The sequence below is a fragment of the Azohydromonas caseinilytica genome (genome assembly GCF_012927045.1).
GTDB lineage: Bacteria > Pseudomonadota > Gammaproteobacteria > Burkholderiales > Burkholderiaceae_C > Azohydromonas > Azohydromonas caseinilytica.
This window is the reverse complement of sequence record NZ_JABBFW010000001.1, coordinates 499,772-518,171: the sequence shown is the minus strand read 5'-3', so window position 1 is coordinate 518,171 and position 18,400 is coordinate 499,772. Positions and strand designations below refer to the sequence as shown.

General features: G+C 72.2%; 19 protein-coding genes and 1 pseudogene. 11 read left to right on the top strand and 9 right to left on the bottom strand.

Annotation, left to right across the window (positions count from 1 at the left end; translation table 11 throughout):
• Positions 1-7 precede the first annotated feature (7 nt).
• Entirely contained in the window at positions 8-406 is a 399-nt protein-coding gene (locus HHL10_RS02495; protein ID WP_169158729.1) for a hypothetical protein, read from the bottom strand.
• 27 nt (positions 407-433) lie between these two features.
• Complete coding sequence (radA, locus tag HHL10_RS02490) at positions 434-1,801, bottom strand: DNA repair protein RadA (RefSeq protein ID WP_169158728.1); 1,368 nt, start codon at positions 1,799-1,801, stop codon at positions 434-436.
• A gap of 138 nt (positions 1,802-1,939) precedes the next feature.
• Between radA and HHL10_RS02485 the strand changes: the two genes are divergently transcribed.
• Positions 1,940-3,064, top strand: coding sequence for an SGNH/GDSL hydrolase family protein (locus HHL10_RS02485; protein ID WP_235970988.1), 1,125 nt, complete (start codon positions 1,940-1,942; stop codon positions 3,062-3,064).
• A 166-nt stretch (positions 3,065-3,230) separates the two neighbouring features.
• Here HHL10_RS02485 and HHL10_RS31310 read toward each other — a convergent pair.
• The 4 genes and pseudogenes from HHL10_RS31310 to alr form a co-directional block, all read right to left on the bottom strand.
• Positions 3,231-3,443 (bottom strand): annotated as a pseudogene (locus HHL10_RS31310) (tetratricopeptide repeat protein); the annotation flags it as partial.
• A 526-nt stretch (positions 3,444-3,969) separates the two neighbouring features.
• On the bottom strand, positions 3,970-4,374 hold the full coding sequence (arfB, locus tag HHL10_RS02480; protein ID WP_169158727.1) for an alternative ribosome rescue aminoacyl-tRNA hydrolase ArfB: 405 nt from the start codon (positions 4,372-4,374) through the stop codon (positions 3,970-3,972).
• Between the two features lie 7 nt (positions 4,375-4,381).
• On the bottom strand, positions 4,382-4,906 hold the full coding sequence (locus HHL10_RS02475; RefSeq protein WP_169158726.1) for an acyl-CoA thioesterase: 525 nt from the start codon (positions 4,904-4,906) through the stop codon (positions 4,382-4,384).
• Positions 4,907-4,929: 23 nt separating this feature from the next.
• Positions 4,930-6,024 (bottom strand): alanine racemase, encoded by a 1,095-nt coding sequence (alr, locus tag HHL10_RS02470; RefSeq protein WP_169158725.1) that lies wholly within the window; start codon positions 6,022-6,024, stop codon positions 4,930-4,932.
• Positions 6,025-6,210: 186 nt separating this feature from the next.
• Here alr and lplT point away from each other — a divergent pair, with 186 nt between their 5' ends.
• The 4 genes from lplT (at position 6,211) to HHL10_RS02450 (ending at position 10,321) form a co-directional block, all read left to right on the top strand.
• Positions 6,211-7,488 (top strand): lysophospholipid transporter LplT, encoded by a 1,278-nt coding sequence (gene lplT / locus HHL10_RS02465; RefSeq protein ID WP_169158724.1) that lies wholly within the window; start codon positions 6,211-6,213, stop codon positions 7,486-7,488.
• A gap of 114 nt (positions 7,489-7,602) precedes the next feature.
• Positions 7,603-8,502 carry a DMT family transporter gene (locus tag HHL10_RS02460; protein ID WP_169158723.1) on the top strand — a complete coding sequence of 300 codons (900 nt, stop codon included), beginning with the start codon at positions 7,603-7,605 and terminating at the stop codon, positions 8,500-8,502.
• Between the two features lie 70 nt (positions 8,503-8,572).
• Entirely contained in the window at positions 8,573-9,055 is a 483-nt protein-coding gene (locus HHL10_RS02455) for a glutathione peroxidase (RefSeq protein WP_169158889.1), read from the top strand.
• 72 nt (positions 9,056-9,127) lie between these two features.
• Positions 9,128-10,321 (top strand): amino acid aminotransferase, encoded by a 1,194-nt coding sequence (locus HHL10_RS02450; protein ID WP_169158722.1) that lies wholly within the window; start codon positions 9,128-9,130, stop codon positions 10,319-10,321.
• 26 nt (positions 10,322-10,347) lie between these two features.
• Here HHL10_RS02450 and HHL10_RS02445 read toward each other — a convergent pair whose 3' ends face one another.
• A complete protein-coding gene (locus HHL10_RS02445; protein WP_169158721.1) occupies positions 10,348-11,145 on the bottom strand; it encodes a PEP-CTERM sorting domain-containing protein in 798 nt (265 codons plus the stop codon).
• Between the two features lie 143 nt (positions 11,146-11,288).
• Positions 11,289-12,218 carry a LysR family transcriptional regulator gene (locus HHL10_RS02440; RefSeq protein ID WP_169158720.1) on the bottom strand — a complete coding sequence of 310 codons (930 nt, stop codon included), beginning with the start codon at positions 12,216-12,218 and terminating at the stop codon, positions 11,289-11,291.
• A 122-nt stretch (positions 12,219-12,340) separates the two neighbouring features.
• On the opposite strand from HHL10_RS02440, the gene HHL10_RS02435 reads away from it, so the two are divergent.
• Positions 12,341-12,583, top strand: coding sequence for a hypothetical protein (locus HHL10_RS02435; protein WP_169158719.1), 243 nt, complete (start codon positions 12,341-12,343; stop codon positions 12,581-12,583).
• A gap of 90 nt (positions 12,584-12,673) precedes the next feature.
• Here HHL10_RS02435 and HHL10_RS02430 read toward each other — a convergent pair whose 3' ends face one another.
• A complete protein-coding gene (locus tag HHL10_RS02430; RefSeq protein ID WP_169158718.1) occupies positions 12,674-13,318 on the bottom strand; it encodes a glutathione S-transferase family protein in 645 nt (214 codons plus the stop codon).
• 138 nt (positions 13,319-13,456) lie between these two features.
• Here HHL10_RS02430 and HHL10_RS02425 point away from each other — a divergent pair, with 138 nt between their 5' ends.
• The 5 genes from HHL10_RS02425 to HHL10_RS02405 all read left to right on the top strand — a co-directional run bounded on the left by HHL10_RS02425 (position 13,457) and on the right by HHL10_RS02405 (position 18,295).
• Positions 13,457-14,803: a M16 family metallopeptidase gene (locus tag HHL10_RS02425; protein ID WP_169158717.1), complete on the top strand. Its 1,347-nt coding sequence runs from the start codon at positions 13,457-13,459 to the stop codon at positions 14,801-14,803.
• Entirely contained in the window at positions 14,803-16,407 is a 1,605-nt protein-coding gene (locus HHL10_RS02420; RefSeq protein WP_169158716.1) for a M16 family metallopeptidase, read from the top strand. Before HHL10_RS02425 ends, HHL10_RS02420 begins: the two co-directional genes overlap by 1 nt.
• Before the next feature lie 51 nt (positions 16,408-16,458).
• The gene (cutA, locus tag HHL10_RS02415) at positions 16,459-16,773 is read left to right on the top strand and encodes a divalent-cation tolerance protein CutA (RefSeq protein ID WP_169158715.1); all 315 of its coding nucleotides are present in this window, start codon (positions 16,459-16,461) and stop codon (positions 16,771-16,773) included.
• A 135-nt stretch (positions 16,774-16,908) separates the two neighbouring features.
• A complete protein-coding gene (locus tag HHL10_RS02410; protein WP_169158714.1) occupies positions 16,909-17,484 on the top strand; it encodes a methyltransferase family protein in 576 nt (191 codons plus the stop codon).
• A 280-nt stretch (positions 17,485-17,764) separates the two neighbouring features.
• On the top strand, positions 17,765-18,295 hold the full coding sequence (locus HHL10_RS02405) for a nucleoside 2-deoxyribosyltransferase (protein ID WP_169158713.1): 531 nt from the start codon (positions 17,765-17,767) through the stop codon (positions 18,293-18,295).
• Positions 18,296-18,400 lie beyond the last annotated feature (105 nt).

Sequence of the window (18,400 nt, the reverse complement as noted above, 5' to 3'; positions counted from 1 at the left end):
GCCGGTACTACGCCACGTCGGCTTCGCGCGTGAGCGTCCAGCGCACGCAGCGGCCGCGGCGCATCTGCACCTCGACGCCGGCTCCGCCGGCGTCGCGCCAGCGCCAGCACTCGGCCCCCGGCGCGCCGTCACCGCCCTCCAGGCGCTGGCCCAGACTGCGCGTGAGCGTCACGATGTCGAGCATGCGCATGCCCGGCTTGAGCTTGGCGTTGAGCATCACCGCGCTCTCCACGTAACCCACCGGGAACTGGTTGGCGTTGCGCATCACCTTCACCGTCCGGTTGAACTGCAGCACCAGCCAGAACACCACCAGCGTCAGCCCCAGCACCGCGCCGCGCCAGCCGTACTGCACATAGCCCAGCGCCAACACGCCCAGCGCCAGCACCCATCCGATCCACGGATTCATCGTCTTCCCCTTCTTTCTGCTTGTCGTTCAGTCCAGCCCGCGCAGCACCTGGATCGCTTCCTCGATGCGCTCCACCGGATGGATGGTCAGGCCCTCGATGGGCTTCTTGGGCAGGTTGGCGCGCGGCACCACCGCCACGCTGAAGCCCAGCTTGGCCGCCTCCTTGAGCCGCTCCTGGCCGCGCGGCGCCGGGCGCACCTCGCCGGCCAGGCCCACTTCGCCGAAGGCGATGAAGCCCCGCGGCAGCGGCTTGCCGCGCAGGCTGCTGTGGATGGACAGCAGCACCGCCAGGTCCGCCGCCGGTTCGGTGATGCGCACGCCGCCCACGGCGTTGACGAACACGTCCTGGTCCATGCAGGACACGCCCGCGTGCCGGTGCAGCACCGCCAGCAGCATGGCCAGCCGGTCGCGCTCCAGGCCCACCGACAGCCGCCGCGGGCTGGGGCCGCCGGCATCCACCAGCGCCTGCACCTCCACCAGCAGCGGGCGCGTGCCCTCCAGCGTCACCAGCACGCACGAGCCCGGCACCGGCTCGCCATGGGTGGACAGGAAGATGGCGCTGGGGTTGGCCACGCCCTTGAGGCCGCGCTCCGTCATGGCGAAGACGCCGATCTCGTTGACCGCGCCGAAGCGGTTCTTGATGGCGCGCACCAGCCGGAAGCTGGAGTGGGTGTCGCCCTCGAAGTACAGCACCGTGTCCACCATGTGCTCCAGCACGCGCGGGCCGGCCAGGGCGCCTTCCTTGGTGACATGGCCCACCAGCACGATGCTGGTGCCGCCGCCCTTGGCGGTGCGGGTGAGGTGCGCCGCGCACTCGCGCACCTGCGCCACCGAGCCCGGCGCGGAGGTGAGCTGTTCGGAATACACGGTCTGGATCGAGTCGATGACGCAGAACGCCGGCCGCTCGGTCTCGATGGTGGCCAGGATCTTCTCCAGGTTGATCTCGGCCAGCACGCGCACGCGCGCCCCCTCCAGCCCCAGCCGCCGCGCGCGCAGCGCCACCTGCGCGCCGGACTCCTCGCCGGTGACGTAGAGCACGGGCATCTGCTGCGAGAGCGCGTCCACGGCCTGCAGCAGCAGCGTGGACTTGCCGATGCCCGGGTCGCCGCCGATGAGCACCACGCCGCCGCTGACGATGCCGCCGCCCAGCACCCGGTCCAGCTCCTCAAGGCCCGTGGGCGTGCGCGCCACGTCGGCGGCCTCGATCTGGCTGAGCGTGGCCACCGGCTGGCTCTTGGCCAGGGCCTGGAAGCGGTTCTTGGAGGCACCGCTGTTGCCTTCCGCCGGACCTTCCACCAGCGTGTTCCAGGCGCCGCAGGCCGGGCAGCGGCCGAGCCACTTGGGGCTGGTGCCGCCGCATTCGCTGCAGGTGTAGATGCTCTTGTCTTTTGCCATGCGCCATTGTCCGGGCTCGCCCATGCCCGCGCCGGTGCCCGGCCAAGGCGCGGCGCTGCGCAACCCAGGCAAAGCCGGTGGCGCGGCCCGGGGCGGCCTCGGCACACTGGCCGCTTTCCACCCTGGAGGAGATTCGGCATGGGCATGAAGCAAGCGCTCAGGAGCGCCATGGCGCTGGCGGTGGCCGCGGGGCTGCTCGCGGCCTGCGGCGGCGGCGACGACACGCCGGCCGCGCCCAGGTACGCGCGGATGGTGAGCTTCGGCGACAGCCTCAGCGACGTGGGCAGCTACCGCACGCCGGGCGTGCAGCAGCGCTTCGGCGGCGGCCAGTTCACTGTCAACAGTCCGCAGGGCGGCACCAACTGGACCGAGCAGCTCGCGCGCGAGCTGGCCTTGTCGGCGCCCTGTGCGGCGCGCACCGGGCTGCAGTCATCGGGAGACTTTGCCGTGTTGGCCGCGCCAGTGACGGACCACGTGAACTGCACCAACTACGCGCAGGGCGGGGCGCGGGTGACGAACCGCGTAGGGCCGGGCAACGCTGCGCTGCTGCCCGATCCCCAGGGTCAGCTTGGAGCACTGACCCAGCCGGTGAAAGACCAGATCGCCCGCCATCTGGCGCTCTCGGGCGGCAGCTTCTCCACCACCGACCTGGTCACGGTGCTGGCCGGCGGCAACGACATCTTCAGGTCGCTGGTCGAGCGGGCCCCGGCGCAAGTGGGCGCTGCCGTGCAAACGGCCGGTGCCGAGCTGGTGGCCCTGGTCCGAGACCAGATCCTGGCCAAGGGCGCGCAGCGCGTGGTGCTGGTGCTGCTGCCCGACATTGGCGTCTCGCCCCTGGTGGCGACGCAGCCGGTCGAACGGCGCGCGCAGTTTGCCCAGCAGCTGACCCAGCTCTCTCTGGCGTTCAACGTGCCGCTGCTCAACGCGTTTTCCGGCGACCCGCGCGTGCTGCTGGTGGACGCCTTCTCGGCCAGCGAGCTTCAGAAGCTGGACCCGGCGAAGTACGGCCTGGGCAATGCCACGACACCGGCGTGCGACCCGGCGCTGCCCACCGTGCTGTTGTGCAGCCCGGCCACGACCGTGGCCGCCGACGTGTCGAAATACTGGTTCGCCGACGAGGTGCACCCCACGCCCTACGGCTACCAGCTGCTGGCGCGGGTGGTGACGGACACCATGACGCGCGCGGGCTGGCTGGCGCCCTCGGGCTCGCGCCCCTGCAACGCCGCCGCCCGGGGCTGCACCCTGGCGCCGCTGCCGCAGTAAGCCGTACCGGCGCCGGGCCCGCGGCGTGCGCGCCGCCGCGGGCCCGGCCCTGACTCAACCGAGCTGCCGTTCGGGCTCGCGCAAGCATCTTGTCGATGCCCTGCGCGGTGGCGTCGTCACCCTGGGCCTGCGCCATGGCGCGCTGCACCATCAACAAGGCGCGGAACTCGCTGACGTGCAGCTCCCCGCGGTCGAGCAGGCCATCGGTCAGCGCACGGGCCTCCTCCAGCCGGCCTTTCTTCACGAGGCCGTGCGCCAGGCCGCGGCGGGCGAACAGGTAGTCCGGATCGCGCGCCAGGGCCTCGCGGTACAGCCGCTCGACCTCATCGGGCGCGGCGCCCAGGGCCTGCTCGACGCCGGCGAGGTTGCTCAGCACCATGGGTTCGTCGGGATGCCGTTCGAGCAGCTGCCGCCCCAGTGTCCGGGCCTTGGCCAGGTCGCCGCGCCGCCCGGCCGCGTTCATGCGTTCGGCCAGCGCCAGGCTGGCGGGCGGCAGCGGGCTGGGCCGGGGCTCGGTGGTGATGTGCAGGCTGACCGACCGCACATCCCGCACCGAATCCGCCGCGCGCATGCGCACCGGCGTGTCCGGGTCGTGCAGCCCGTGCTGATCGAGCCATTGCCGCAGCCGCGTGCACTCCTCGTCCGGCCCGCCCAGGACTCAGCGGGCCCGGCGGCGTGGCGATGGACGTGTCCGGCAGCGGCGGCTCGGCCGTGCCCTCGTCCAGGGCTTGCTGGCGCAGCAGGGCCAGGGCTTCCAGGGCACCCAGCCCGGCGTCCCGCGCGATGGTGCCCAGCGCTTCCAGCGCTAGGGCGCTGTGGGCCGCGGCGCCTCGTCCTTGTGCCGCTGCTGGGATGCCTTCTTGTGCTGGGTCTTGGACATGGACAGCCTCCGCGCAAAGGAAAGATCAGACTTCCACCCGTCCCCGCAGCGCCTTGACCGCCCCATGCCGCGCCTTGCTCTCGACGCGCCGGCGCTGCGAGGCCCGCGTGGGCCGGGTGGGACGGCGTGCCTTGGGGACCTCGGCCACGCTGTCCACCAGCGCCTGCAGCCGCGTCAGCGCATCGGCGCGGTTCATCTCCTGGCTGCGGTGCTCCTGCGCCTTGATCACCACCACGCCCTCGCGCGTGATGCGCGCGTCGCCCAGCGCCAGCAGCCGCTGCTTCACGTCCTCCGGCAGCGAGCTGGCGTGGATGTCGTAGCGCAGGTGGATGGCCGTCGAGACCTTGTTGACGTTCTGCCCGCCCGCGCCCTGCGCGCGCACGGCGGTGCAGTGCACCTCGTGGGGCTGGACGCGCAGGCTGGGCTTCATGGCGGCGTCAGGCGCCGGGCAGCCGGGCCGGCGGTGCGGCCACAGGGGCGGGCGTCTCGCGCATGGTCTGGTAGCGCTGCTCCAGCTCCTGGCGCAGCGCGCGCCGCACCTTGGCCTGCTCGAAGCGGCGCTTCTCGTCCGGCGTGAACGGGCGCAGCGGCGGCACCGGCGCGGGCTTGCGCTCGTCGTCCACCGCCACCATCGTGAAGAAGCAGCTGTTGACATGGCGCACCACCTGGGAGCGGATGTCTTCGGCGATGACCTTGATGCCCACCTCCATCGACGAGGTGCCGGTGTGGTTGACGCTGGCCAGGAACGTGACGAGCTCGCCCACGTGGATGGGCTGGCGGAACATCACCTGGTCCACCGAGAGCGTGACCACGTAGCGCCCGGCGTAGCGGCTGGCGCAGGCGTAGGCGACCTGGTCCAGCAGTTTCAGGATGGCGCCGCCGTGCACGTTGCCGGAGAAGTTGGCGGTGTCGGGCGTCATCAGCACCGTCATCGTGAGCTGGTGGGCCGGCAGGTGGTTCATGGGTACAGCCTTGGAAGGGAGAGTCAGACGGTGAGCACCGGCACGCGGGCGGCGAGGGCGCACATCAATTCATAGCCGAGCGTGCCGGCCGCGTGCGCGACCTCGTCGATCGCAAGGACCGTGCCGCGCGGCCCCTGGCCCCACAGCGTGACCTCGGCGCCGGGCTGCGCCGCGGGCACGGGCGTCAGGTCCACCGCCAGCATGTCCATGGACACGCGCCCGATGGTGCGCGTGCGCACGCCCTCGACCAGCACCGGCGTGCCCGTGCCGGCGTGGCGCGGGTAGCCGTCGGCATAGCCGCAGGCGACGATGCCGATGCGCATGGGCGCCTCGGCCGTGAAGGTGCTGCCATAGCCCACCGTGTCGCCGGGCTGCAGCTGCTGCGTCGCGATCAGTTGCGAGCGCAGCGTCATGGTCGGGCGCAGGTCCCAGTGGGCGATGTCGTGCGTGGGGAAGTCCGGCGAGCTGCCGTAGACCATGATGCCCACGCGCAGCCAGTCGGCACGCACCCGGGCATCGCCGGCAAGGCGCAGCGTGGCGGCGCTGTTGCTCAAGCTGCGCTCGCCCTGCAGGTCAGCCGTGGCCTCGATGAAGCGGCGCACCTGGTGCTCCACGCCGCGCGCTCCATCGGCGTCCGAGAAGTGCGTCATGAACGAGATCTCATCGACCTGCGGCAGCGCGTTGAGCCGCGTCCAGGCGCTTCTGAAGGCCTGCGGTCGGAAGCCCAGCCGGTTCATGCCGCTGTTGAGCTTGAGGAAGACGCGGTGCGGCTGGTGCGTCTTGTGCGCCGCGAGCCAGTCGATCTGCGCCTCGCGGTGCACGGCGTGCCACAGGCCCAGGCGCGAGCACAGCTCCAGGTCGCGCGGCTCGAAGCAGCCTTCGAGCAGCAGGATCGGGCCGCGCCAGTCCAGCGCGCGCAGCCGCTGCGCCTCGTCGAGGTCCAGCAGCGCGAAGCCGTCGGCGCCGCGCAGGGCCTGGAACACGCGCTCGATGCCGTGCCCGTAGGCGTTGGCCTTGACCGCCACCCACACCCGCGCATCGGGCGCGGCGGCGCGCGCGCGCGCCAGGTTGTGGGTCAACGCTTCGGTGTGGATGAGGGCTTGGATGGGGCGCGGCATACGGCAGGCGGCGGGCAAAGTGAGCAGCAATTCTGCCTTTGGCGCGGTGCCCGCTTTCACCATGCGGGAGGCCCGAAGACCGCGTGCTATAACCCCGCGCTTTGGCCCCCAGGGCCCCCAGCCCGCTTCAGTATTCCCTGGCGCGCGCGTCCGGCCCGGCCGGCGCGTGCCCATCGCCCGCCGCGCATGAAAAAAGGCTTCTACACGATCATGTCAGCGCAGTTTTTCAGCTCGCTGGCTGACAACGCGCTGTTCGTCGCGGCGGTCGAACTGCTCAGGACCTCGGGCGCTGCCGAGTGGCAGCGCGCGGCGCTGGTGCCGATGTTCGCGCTGTTCTACGTGGTGCTGGCGCCCTTCGTGGGCGCCTTCGCCGACGCCGTGCCCAAGGGCAAGGTGATGTTCGTCTCCAACAGCATCAAGGTCGTGGGCTGCCTGATGATGCTGTTCGGCACCCACCCGCTGGCGGCCTACGCCATCGTGGGCCTGGGCGCGGCGGCGTACTCGCCGGCCAAGTACGGCATCCTCACCGAGCTGCTGCCGCCGTCGCAGCTGGTCAAGGCCAACGGCTGGATCGAGGGCCTGACCATCGGCTCCATCATCCTGGGCGTGCTGCTGGGCGGGCAGCTGGTGGGCGCGCGCCTGGGCGGCCTGCTGCTGGGCTTCGACCTGCCGCTGATGGACACCGGCGTGGACACCCCGGCCGAGGCCGCCATCGCCTCGATGGTGCTGCTCTACGTCATCGCGGCGCTGTTCAACCTGCGCATCCCGCGCACCGAGGCCGAACTGCAGCCGCTGGAGCTCGACCCCGCCGGGCTGGTCCGCGACTTCTCCAACTGCAACGCCCGGCTGTGGTCGGACAAGCTCGGCCAGATCTCGCTGGCCACCACCACGCTGTTCTGGGGCGTGTCGGGCAACCTGCGCTACATCGTGCTGGCCTGGGCCGCCGCGGCGCTGGGCTACGGCACCACGCAGGCCTCCTCGCTGGTGGGCGTGGTGGCCATCGGCACCGCCGTGGGCGCGATCGTGGCCTCGCTGGCCATGCGGCTGGAGCGCGCCGCCAGCGTCATCCCGCTGGGCGTGCTGATGGGGCTGCTGGTCATCGGCATGAACTTCATCAGCGACGTGTGGGTCGCCGCGCCCTTCCTGGTGCTGCTGGGCGGCATCGGCGGCTATCTGGTGGTGCCGATGAACGCGCTGCTGCAGCACCGCGGCCACAACCTCATGGGCGCGGGGCGCTCCATCGCCGTGCAGAACTTCAACGAGCAGGCCTGCATCCTGGGCCTGGGCGCCTTCTACACCGGCATGACCAAGCTCGGCCTCTCGGCCTTCGGCGCCATCACCATCTTCGGCCTGGTCGTGGCCGCCACCATGGCGCTGATCGGGCGCTGGCACCGGCGCAACGCCGTGCGCCACAGCGACGAGGTCGAGCGGCTGCTGGCCATCGCGCGCAGCGACCGGCATTGAGCGATTTCCCTCAGGCTTGAACGAAAACACCCGTTCGGGCTGAGCTTGTCGAAGCCCTGCTGGCCATCCGGGCGGCGAGCCCTTCGACAGGCTCAGGGCGAACGGGCGTAGCGAATGACTCTGCGCTCCACACCCGTTTCTTCCTCGGTCCTCCCCGCCCTGGCCCTGACCTTCAACGCCTTCGTCTGGGGCGTGTCCTGGTGGCCGTTCCGGCAGTTCCAGGCCCAGGGGCTGCACCCGCTGTGGACCACGGCGCTGATCTACGCGCTGGCGGTGCTGCTCATCGCCGCGGCCCAGCCGCGCGCCCTGGCGCACCTGGCGCGCACGCCGGTGCTGTGGGTGCTGGTGCTGGCCTCGGGCAGCACCAACGCCGCCTTCAACTGGGGCGTGGCCATCGGCGACGTGGTGCGCGTGGTGCTGCTGTTCTACCTGATGCCGCTGTGGGCGCTGCTGCTGGCGCGCGTGCTGCTGCACGAGCGCATCGACACCGCCGCGGGGCTGCGCATGGCGCTGGCGCTGGGCGGGGCGGCCATCGTGCTGTGGCCCGACCAGGGCGGGCTGCCGCTGCCGCGCAGCCTGGCCGAGGCGCTGGGCGTGCTGGGCGGCTTCTGTTTCGCGCTCAACAACGTGATGCTGCGGCGCGAGGCGCACCAGCCCGCGGCCGCGCGCGGGCTGGCCATGTTCCTGGGCGGCGCGGTGGTGGCCGGCAGCCTGGCGGCGCTGCTCACCACCGCCGGGCACGCGCCGGCGCCGACGCTGCCCACGCCGGCCTGGGGCCTGGCCGCCGTGGCCTTCAGCCTGTGCTTCATCGCCAGCAACCTGGCGCTGCAGTACGGGGCCTCGCGGCTGCCGGCCAACGTGACGGCGGTGGTCATGCTCAGCGAGCTGCTGTTCGCCTCGGTGTCGGCCTTCGCGCTGGGTGCGGGCACGTTCACCTGGCGGCTGCTGGCCGGCGGCGCGCTGATCGTCACGGCCGTGGTGCTGGCGGCGCGGCGGCCCAGGGCGGCGCATTGAGCCGAGGACGCGCGGGGCGGCGCTACGATGCCCGTCCCCAGGCCACCAAGAAGCCCGCCCCATGAACGACATCACCACCGTTCACAACTTCGAGGCCCACGCCATCGACGGCCGCCCGGTGTCCCTGATGGAGTACCACGACCGGGTGCTGCTGATCGTCAACACCGCCAGCCGCTGCGGCTTCACGCCCCAGCTCGCCGGGCTGGAGGCGCTGTGGCAGCGCTACCGCGCGCGCGGCCTGGTGGTGGTGGGCTTCCCCTGCAACCAGTTCGGCGGCCAGGAGCCCGGCAGCGAGCAGCAGATCCAGGACTTCTGTAGCACCCGCTACGGCGTCACCTTCCCGCTCATGAGCAAGATCGAGGTCAACGGCGCGCACGCCCACCCGCTCTACAAGTGGCTGTGCGCGCAGGCGCCGGGGCTGCTGGGGAGCAAGTCCATCAAGTGGAACTTCACCAAGTTCCTGGTCGGCCGTGACGGCCGCCCCATCCGCCGCTACGCGCCCACCGAGTCGCCCGACGGGCTGGAGGCGGACATCGAGAAGGCGCTGGGATAGCGCGGCGCCGGCGCCAGGGCAGGGGCCGGAGTGCGCGGCCTATCATCCCGGGTTCTTCGGAGAAGCACCCCCATGTTCCAGCACCTCGAGCCCTACGCCGGCGATCCCATCCTGGGCCTGAACGAGCAGTTCCAGACCGACCCCCGCCCCCACAAGGTCAACCTCTCCATCGGCATCTACTTCGACGATGCCGGCCGCATCCCGGTGCTGGAGAGCGTGCGCCGCGCCGAGGCTCAACTGCTGGCCGAGAGCGCGCCGAAGTCCTACCTGCCCATCGAGGGCTCCGCGGCCTGCCGCGCCGAGGTGCAGAAGCTGCTGTTCGGCGCCGCGCATGAGGCCGTCGCCAGCGGCCGCGTCGCCACGCTGCAGACGGTGGGCTCCAGCGGCGGCCTCAAGGTCGGCGCCGACTTCCTCAAGCGCTGGTTCCCCAACGTGGCCGTCTGGGTCAGCGACCCGACCTGGGACAACCACCGCGCCATGTTCGAAGGCGCGGGCCTGCCGGTGAATTGCTACCCGTACTACGACGCCGCCACCGGCGGGCTGAAGTTCGACGCGATGTGCGCCGCGCTGCGCGAGCTGCCGGCCGGCTCGGTGGTGCTGCTGCACGCTTGCTGCCACAACCCCACCGGCGTGGACCTCACGCGCGAGCAGTGGCTGCAGCTCATCCCGATCCTGAAGGAAGGCAAGCTGCTGCCCTACCTGGACCTGGCCTACCAGGGCTACGGCGACGGCATCGAGGAGGACGCCTTCGCGATCCGCGCGCTGGCCGACGCGGGGCTGCGCTTCTTCGTCGCCAACTCCTTCTCCAAGAGCATGAGCCTCTACGGCGAGCGCGCCGGCGCGCTGAGCGTGGTGTGCGCCGACGCCGCGGAAGCCGATCTGGTGCTGGGCCAGCTCAAGGCCACGGTGCGCCGCAACTACTCCAGCCCGCCCATCCACGCCGGGCTGGTGGTGGCGCGGGTGCTGGGCGACGCCGAACTGCGCGCGCAGTGGGAGGCCGAGGTGGCGGCAATGCGCGAGCGCATCGCCGCCATGCGCCGCAGCCTGCACGGCGTGCTCGCCGCCAAGCTGCCGGGCCGCAGCTTCGACTACTTCCTGACCCAGCGCGGCATGTTCAGCTACACGGGCCTGTCGGCCGAGCAGGTGGACCGCCTGCGCGAGGAGCACGCCGTCTACCTGGTGCGCTCGGGCCGCATGTGCGTGGCCGGCCTCAACACTGGCAACGTGCAGGCCGTGGCCGACGCCATGGCGGCGGTGCTGGCCTGAACCGGCGCGGCCCGCGGGCCGCGGATTCAGGCGGCGTGGCGCCGCGCGCGGCGCCGTGCCGCCACACCGGCCAGCAGCGGCACTCCGGCCGCGGCGAGCAGCAGGGCGCCCGGCTCCGGGACGGCCAGCACCTGCATCTCGCCGCCGTACGGGTTGCTCGGGAAGGCGTCGGTGATGCGCAGGTCGGCCAGCACCGTGCCGCGGCGGTCGAACTGCACCAGGCTGTTGCTCTCCCGGTTGAAGCCCCAGAAGCTCCGGGTGGCGGTGTCGTAGGCCAGGCCGACCAGCGCCTTCTGGAAGTCGAAGCTGTTGAGCAGGCTGCCGTCCAGGCTGAACTGGCGGATGCGCGTGCCGCGCAGCTCGCTGACGTAGAGCGAGCGGTCGCGCGGGTCGAAGGCGATCCCGGCCCCGCTGAACTGGAGCTTGAACAGCACCCGCTGCCCGGACCAGTCGGCGTTGGCGACCGTCACCGAATTGACCTCGCCGCAGCACTCGACGCCGTAGTTCCGGCCCCGGCCGGTGGCGCCGTCGAGCAGCTGCGAGAACCGGTGGCCGCCCTGGGAGGTGCGGCCGGTGGGCCTGCCCTGCAGCGTGTACTCCCAGCCGCCGTCGTCGTCGCGCTCGCCCAGCCAGATGCTGGAGCGGATGGCGGCGGGATAGGCCAGCCGTGGGGTTGCGAAGCGGCCGATGGTGGCGCCGGTGTCGGTGGAGAAGACGAAGGCCTCCGGCCAGTCGCCGTCGAAGAGGTAGTAGGCCCCGGCCTGGGCCGGCAGCGAGAACGCCAGGGCGGCAGCCGTGGCGACCAGACCGTGGATGAAGCGCATGTCCACCTCCAACGTCGGCAACGAATGGAGCAGCAGTCTAGGAACCGGGGCCGGGGTGGCGTCTGTAAGTCATTGTCCGGGCGGCAAACTTTCATTGCCGGCCGGGCCACCGCGGGGGCGGACCGGCGGCGCCGGCGGCCGTCTCACTGCGCCGCGGCGGCCTCCAGCACGCACTGGCGCAGCCAGCGCTGCGCCGGGTCGGTGTCCTGGCGCACGTGCCACAGCATCTCCACCTGCACCGGGGCCAGCGTCAGCGGCAGCGGTTGGACGGTGAGCTCCTCCTGGAAGCCCGTGGCGGGCAGGAAATGCCGCGGCAGCACCGTCAGCAGGTCCGAGCGCGTGACCACGCGCCCGGCGGTGAAGAACTGGTTGACGGTGAGCACGATGCGGCGCTGCCGGCCCAGCGTGCCCAGCGCCTCGTCCACCAGCCCGTAGGGCGCGCCCGAATAGCTCACCAGCAGGTGGTGCGCGGCGCAGAAGGCGTCCAGCGTCAGCGGCTGCCGCGCCAGCGGATGGTCGCGGCGCATCGCGCACACGTAGTCCGTCTCGTACAGCCGCGCGTGGCGCAGCTTGGCCTGCGGCCCCTGCGCCTGCAGCGCCGGCAGCACCCAGGGGAAGTGCCCCAGCGCCAGGTCCACCTCGCCATGCTCGATCAGCGGGCGCGGGTCACGCGTGGTCAGCGGCACGAACTCCAGGTTGGCCAGCGCCCTCTCCTGCTCGATGGTGGCCACCAGCGCCGGTGCCAGCAGCGCCGCGGTGGCATCGGCCAGCGCCAGGCGGAAGTTCACCGCGTCCGCCTGCGGGCTGAACTCGTCCGGCGCCAGCGCCTGGCGCAGCGAGGCCAGCGCCGCGCGCACCTGCGGCCACAGCGCCTGGGCGTGCGGCGTGGGCTGCATGCCGCGCGCGCCGCGCGTGAACAGCTCCTCGCCCACGGACTGGTGCAGCCGCTTGAGCGCATGGCTCAGCGCCGGCTGCGTCATGGACAGCGCCGTCGCCGCCCGGGTCAGGCTGCCCTCGGCCATCACGGCGTCGAAAACGCGCAGCAGGTTCAAGTCCAGTGTGCGGAAGTTCATGCTGGGAAATGGTATGCGGTTTGTTTATACCGACCTTGACTACTCTTCAATTGCGTAAATTAGGGGGAAACCCTAATCTTCAGTCCATCGAAAGATCGATGTGTTTCTGAAGAGGTCCTGAAATGACTGCCATCACTGTTTCTGCCTTCCGCCGCAATGCCCCGCGGGGCGCCGTGATCGCGGCCGAGGTCTTTACCCGTGTCTGGACCGGCCTGCGCGCGATGTTCGCGCCCGCGCCGCGCACCTTCGAGCAGGAAGTGGCCGAGGTGCGAGCCCTGGCGCACTCGCTGCGCAATGAAGACCCCCGCCTGTCGGCCGAGCTGATGTGCGCCGCCGACCGCTACGAGCGCCACTACATCGGCTGAGCATGCCGACCCGGGCCGCGTGACGCGGCCCTTGCCATGACATTCGGGCCCGTTCAGGGCCCGAAGCCTTTTGTGGGGCCGCTGTTGGCCTCACACCAGCGGCGCCTGCAGCCCTTCCGCCTCGAACATGCGCCCCACCGCCGGCCGCGCCAGCAGCCGCTGCAGGTACGGGCCCAGGTGCGGGAACTCGCGCGCCGGGCGGTCGAAGTTGCGGGTCCAGCGGCACAGCATCAGCGTGAAGGCGTCGGCGATGCCGTAGTCGGCGCCCAGCAGCCAATCCCCGCCCGAGGCCGCCACCTGCGCGTCCAGCAGCTGCAGCATCTGCTGGATCTGCTCCTCGGCCTGCGCGCGCACCTGCGCGGCGGCCGCGGCGTCGCCGCTGTCCACCATGCGCTCCGGGTAGAACCAGTGCAGCAGCATGGCCTGCAGCGTGTTGCTCAGCCACAGCATCCACTGGTAGAGCCGCGCGCGCTGCGCCGTGCCCGGCGGCGGCGCCAGGCGCGCTTCGGGGAAGCGATCGGCCAGGTGCAGGCAGATCGCGGCGGACTCGTAGAGCACCAGCTCGCCATCGACCAGCACCGGGATGCGCCCGTTGGGATTGAGGCGCAGGTACTCCGGCGAGCGGTGCTCGCCGCGGTCGCGGTCCACGTACTTCAGTTCGAAGGGCTGGCCGATCTCCTGCAGCAGCAGGTGCGGCGCCATGCTGGCGTTGCCGGGGTGGTAGTAGAGCTGCATCGCGCGGGCGTGGGCGTCAGAGGGGAGGGAAGGCCAGCGCGGCCGGCGTGGCGGCGCGGGCTTGGCCCTGGTCGGGGGATTGTGCCCAGGCACCCGGCTACGATGGCCGGCCACTGGACACACACAGGAGAGCCGCCGATGCCAAGTCGCCGCGAATGTCTCGTCGCCCTGTCAGCGCTGGCCGCGCTGCCGGCGTGGGCCGCCGCCCCGCCCGCGCCGATCCGCGTGCCGCCGCTGCCGCTGCGCGAGCGCCGGCTGGACAACGGGCTGCAGGTGCTGGCGCTGCCCGCCCAGAACACCGCCACCGTCAGCGTGCAGGTCTGGTACCGCGTCGGCGGCAAGGACGACCCGAGCGGGCGCTCGGGCTTCGCTCACCTCTTCGAGCACATGATGTTCAAGGGCTCGCGCCACATGGGCCCGCACACTTTCGACCGCCTCACCGAGGACGTGGGCGGCCACAACAACGCCTTCACCGCCGAGGACGTCACCGCCTACTTCAGCTCCATCCCGGCCAACCACCTGGAGCGGCTGCTGTGGGCCGAGGCCGAGCGCATGGGCAACCTGGTGGTGGACCAGGCCAACTTCGACAGCGAGCGCGCCGTGGTGCAGGAGGAGTACCGCCAGCGCGTGCTGGCCAATCCCTACGGGCGGCTGTTCAACGCGCTGCCGCAGCAGGGCTACATCGCGCATCCCTACAAGCGCCCCGTCATCGGCAGCATCGCGGACCTCAACGCCGCGACGCTGGAGGACGTGCGCCAGTTCCACGCCACCTACTACCGGCCCGACAACGCCACGCTGATCGTCTCGGGCAACTTCGAGCCGGCCCAGCTCGATGCCTGGGTGGACCGCTACTTCGGCCCCGTCGCCCGGCCCGAGCGCCCCATCCCGCGCGTGACGGTGCAGGAGCCGCGCCGCACCGAGAACAGCCGCGCCGAGGTGTTCGGCCCGAACGTGCCGCTGCCGGCGGTGGCGCTGATCTGGCAGGGCCCGCGCGCCGACAGCAAGGACGCCGCGGCGCTGCACGTCGCTTCCGCGCTGCTTTCCGGCGGCGAGTCCTCGCGGCTGAACGAGGCGCTGGTCTACCGCGAGCAGACGGCGCAGTCGGCGGGCTTCAGCGCCGACCTCAACACCGACGCCGGGCTGCTGGTGGCCTACGCCATCGCCGCGGGCAAGGGCTCCACGGCGCAGCTGGAGCAGGCGCTGCTGCGCGAGATCGAGCGGCTGGCCAGCCGCCGCATCCCCGATGCCGAGCTGGAGAAGGTGCGCACCCAGCTGCTCACCGGCGAGCTCTCCGGGCGACAGACGCCGCACGGCCGCGCGCAGAGCGTGGGCTGGGCCGTGATCCAGCGCAACGACCCGCGCGCCGCCGACCGCGAGCTGGCCGAGCTGCAGGCCGTGCGCGCCGCCGACGTGCAGCGCGTGCTCAAGAGCCATGTGCTGGAGCGTCCGCGCGTGACCCTCGACTACACGGAGAAAAAGGCCTGATGGACTCCTCCTCCCGAACGCTTCCCCGCCTGCGCCTCCTGCCCGCCGCGCTGCTGCTGGTCAGCGCGGTGGCGCGCGCCGCCACGCCCGGCGTGGACGCTCCGCCCGAGGCCCAGCCGCCGCGCCCGGTGGTGCTGCCGCCCATGCCCGAGGAGCGGCTGCCCAACGGGCTGCGCGTCATCGTGGCGCCGCGCACCGACCTGCCGCTGGTCAGCGCGCGGCTGCTGGTGCGCGCCGGCCCCGAGACCGACCCGGCCGAGCTGGCCGGCCTGTCCTCCATGGCCGCGACGCTGCTGTCCAAGGGCGCCACCCGCCAGGGCCGCGCGGTGGACGCCACCACGCTGGCGCAGCAGGCCGAGGCGCTGGGCGGCTCGCTGGACACGGGCAGCGGCTGGCGCTCCACCACGGTGTCCATGACCGTGACCACGCCCAAGCTCGACGCCGCGCTGGCGCTCATCGCCGACGTGGCGCGCCGCCCCACGCTGGCCGCCGACGAGCTGGAGCGCGCGCGCACGCAGGCGCTGGACTCGCTGCGCGTGGCCCTGTCCAGCCCCGGCACCGTGGCCGGCATCGCCGCGCGCCAGGCCTACTGGGGCGACTCGCCCTATGGCGTGCCCGTCACGCCGGCCTCGCTGCAGAAGATTTCCACGGCCGACATCCGGCGCTTCCACGCACAGCAGTTCCGGCCCGACCAGGCGGCGCTGGTGCTGGCCGGCGACATCGACCTGGAGACGGCCATGCGCCTGGCGCGGCGCCACTTCGGCGACTGGCGCGCGCCCAGGACGCCGGTGCCGCCGCTGGTGAGCGCGCAGCCCCGGCCGCAGGCCGAATCGAACGTGCTGGTGGACATGCCCGGCGCCGGCCAGAGCAGCGTGATGGTGGTGGGGCCCTTCGTGGCGCTGGACCGCGAGGACCGCCAGACCCGGCGCATCGGCCAGGCGGCCAACGTGCTGCTGGGCGGCGGCTACTCGGCGCGCCTGAACCAGGAGGTGCGCATCAAGCGCGGCCTGAGCTACGGCGCGGGCAGCGACGCCGAGGCCCATCCCGGCGGCGGCATGTGGAGCGCCAGCGCGCAGACGCAGAACAGCACCGCCGCCCAGGTGCTGCAGGTCATGCGCGAGGAAGTCGAGCGCCTGCGCCGCGAGGCGCCGGGCCGCGAGGAGCTGGAGGCGCGCAAGGCCACGCTCATCGGCAGCTTCTCGCGCCGGCTGGAGAGCGTGGGCGGGCTGGCCGCCACCGTCTCCGGGCAGGTGGCGCAGGACCGGCCGCTGGCCGAGCTGCGCGGCTTCGTGGAGGAGATCAGCGCCGTCACGCCGCAGCAGGTGCAGGGCTTCGCGCAGAAGTACTGGGCGCCGCAGGCGCTGCGCGGCGTGATCGCGGGCGACCTCAAGGCCGCCGGCGACCTCGGCGCGCTGGGCGCGGCGCAGCGGCTGACGGTGTCGGCGCTGGCCGGCACGCCGGCGGTGCCGGCGGCCTCGCCCATCGCGGCGCCCGCGTCCGCGCCGGCCTCCTCGCCCGTGCCGTCGCCCACCGAGCCGTCGCCCGCCAAGGAGCCCGCGCCGATGGCCGCGGAACCCACGCCGGCCGCCACCCAGCCGCGCTGAGCGGCCGCTGGTCCGATCACCCGTTCCTTCACTGGAGAGAGGAGCCTGCCGATGAAGCCCATTGCCGTCGTCACCACCGTCGCCAACGTCGAGGACGCCCGGCGCCTGGCGCGCGCCCTGGTCGAGCGCCGCCTCGTGGCCTGCGCGCAGATCTCGCAGATCGAGAGCGTTTACATGTGGGAAGGCGCGCTGCAGCAGGAGGGCGAGTACCGCCTGGTGTGCAAGACCGTCGCTTCGCGCTACGCCGCGGTGGAAGAGGCCATCCGCGAGCTGCACCCGTACACGCTGCCGGCCATCTACGGCGTGGCGCTGGAGCGCGTGCACGGGCCCTACGCGGACTGGGTGGGGGAGTACAGCGGCGGCTGAGTGCCCGTTCCCGCCCGCCGGCCGGGGCCTGGAGCCGCCGGCCGGCGGCCCGGGCCATGACCTTGGTCAGTAATGACTGACACGGCATGAGCGGCATGGGCCTCGCCGTGGGGCGGCAGTTCTACGCTGCCTCCCATGCTTGCTTTCTACCGTGCCGCGTTCCCGGTCATGTGGATGGCCGGACTGTGCTCCGTGTGGTTCCTGGCCCTTGGCGGCAAGCCCGTCGAGCGCCGGGAAAGCTGGGGCTCCTGGCTGCTGCACATGGGGCCGATCGCGCTGGCGATGCTGCTGCTGGCGCTGCCGCGGCTGCCGGTGCTGGAGGTGCTCAACCGGCGGCTGTACCCCTGGGCCTCCTGGGAGTTCTGGGTGCCGGCGGCCGTCACCGCCGCGGGGTTGGTGTTCACGGTGTGGTCGCGGGCGCACATCGGCCGCAACGCCAGCGTCGCCGTCACGCTCAAGCGCGGCCATGAGCTGGTCACCACCGGCCCCTACGCCATCACCCGCCACCCCATGTACACCGGGCTGCTGACGGCCTTCCTGGCCTCGGCCGTGTCGCTGGGCCAGTGGCGCGGCTTCCTGGGCTTCCTCATCTTCTGGGCCGCACTGTGGCGCAAGTGGCGGCTGGAGGAGCGCTGGATGCGCGAGCGCTTCGGCGAGGCCTACGAGGCCTACAGCCGCCGGGTACCGGGCGTGGTGCCGTTCTGGCGCTGAAAGCCGGCATCGCGCCGCCGCAGCGGCCGGGCCACGCATCGCGGGCAGCCTTGCCCGGGTGCTACAGCGGGGCTTGAGCGGATCGCCACTGCCGTTGGCGGCACGAGGCTGAGGCCCTGGGGCTGGGCAACCCGGTACGTCGCTGCCGGAGCGAGCGGAGGACGGGAACAGGCGGGATGAGCGGTAACAATGCGCGCCGCCACTCCGCTCTCTGTATCACCTTGGGGACCCACGGCGCCGGACCCCTGCGTTGTCCGGCGTTGCCCTGAAGCAGACCACCATGAAAACGATCTACCTCGCCGGCCCCGACGTGTTCTTCCGCGACGCCGCCGCGCGCTACGACCACCTGCGCGCGCTGTGCGCCGCGCATGGCTTGCGGGGCGTGGCGCCCGTCGATGGCGCGCCGCTGCCCCCCAACCTGGACAAGGCTGCGCAGGCCGAGCACATCTACCGCGCCAACATGGCGCTGCTGCAGGGCGCCGACGCGGTGCTGGCCAACGTCATGGCCTTCCGCAATCCCGTCGAGCCCGACTCGGGCACGGTGTTCGAGATCGGCGCCGCCGTGGCGCTGGGCAAGCCGGTGGCGCTGTACCACCCGCAGCTCGGCCGCTCCCTGGCCGAGCGCGTGCGCGAGGCCTTCAGTTCCAGCGGGGACGAGGGCGGCGCCGAGTACGACGCCACCTACGGGCTGCTGATCGAGGACTTCGGCCAGCCGCTCAACCTCATGCTGGCGCGCTCGTGCTCGATGCACGCGAGCGTGCAGGAGGCGGTGGCGGCACTGGCGCGGGTGCTGGGGGCCGGGCAGGGCTGATCCGAGCCCACGCGGGCGGAAAACGCAGGCTGTCGGCCCACCCAGTTGTCGTGCCCGAAGCAGGCGCACTGCTGTCCGGAGAACGTGATTGACCGTCGGCCGCGA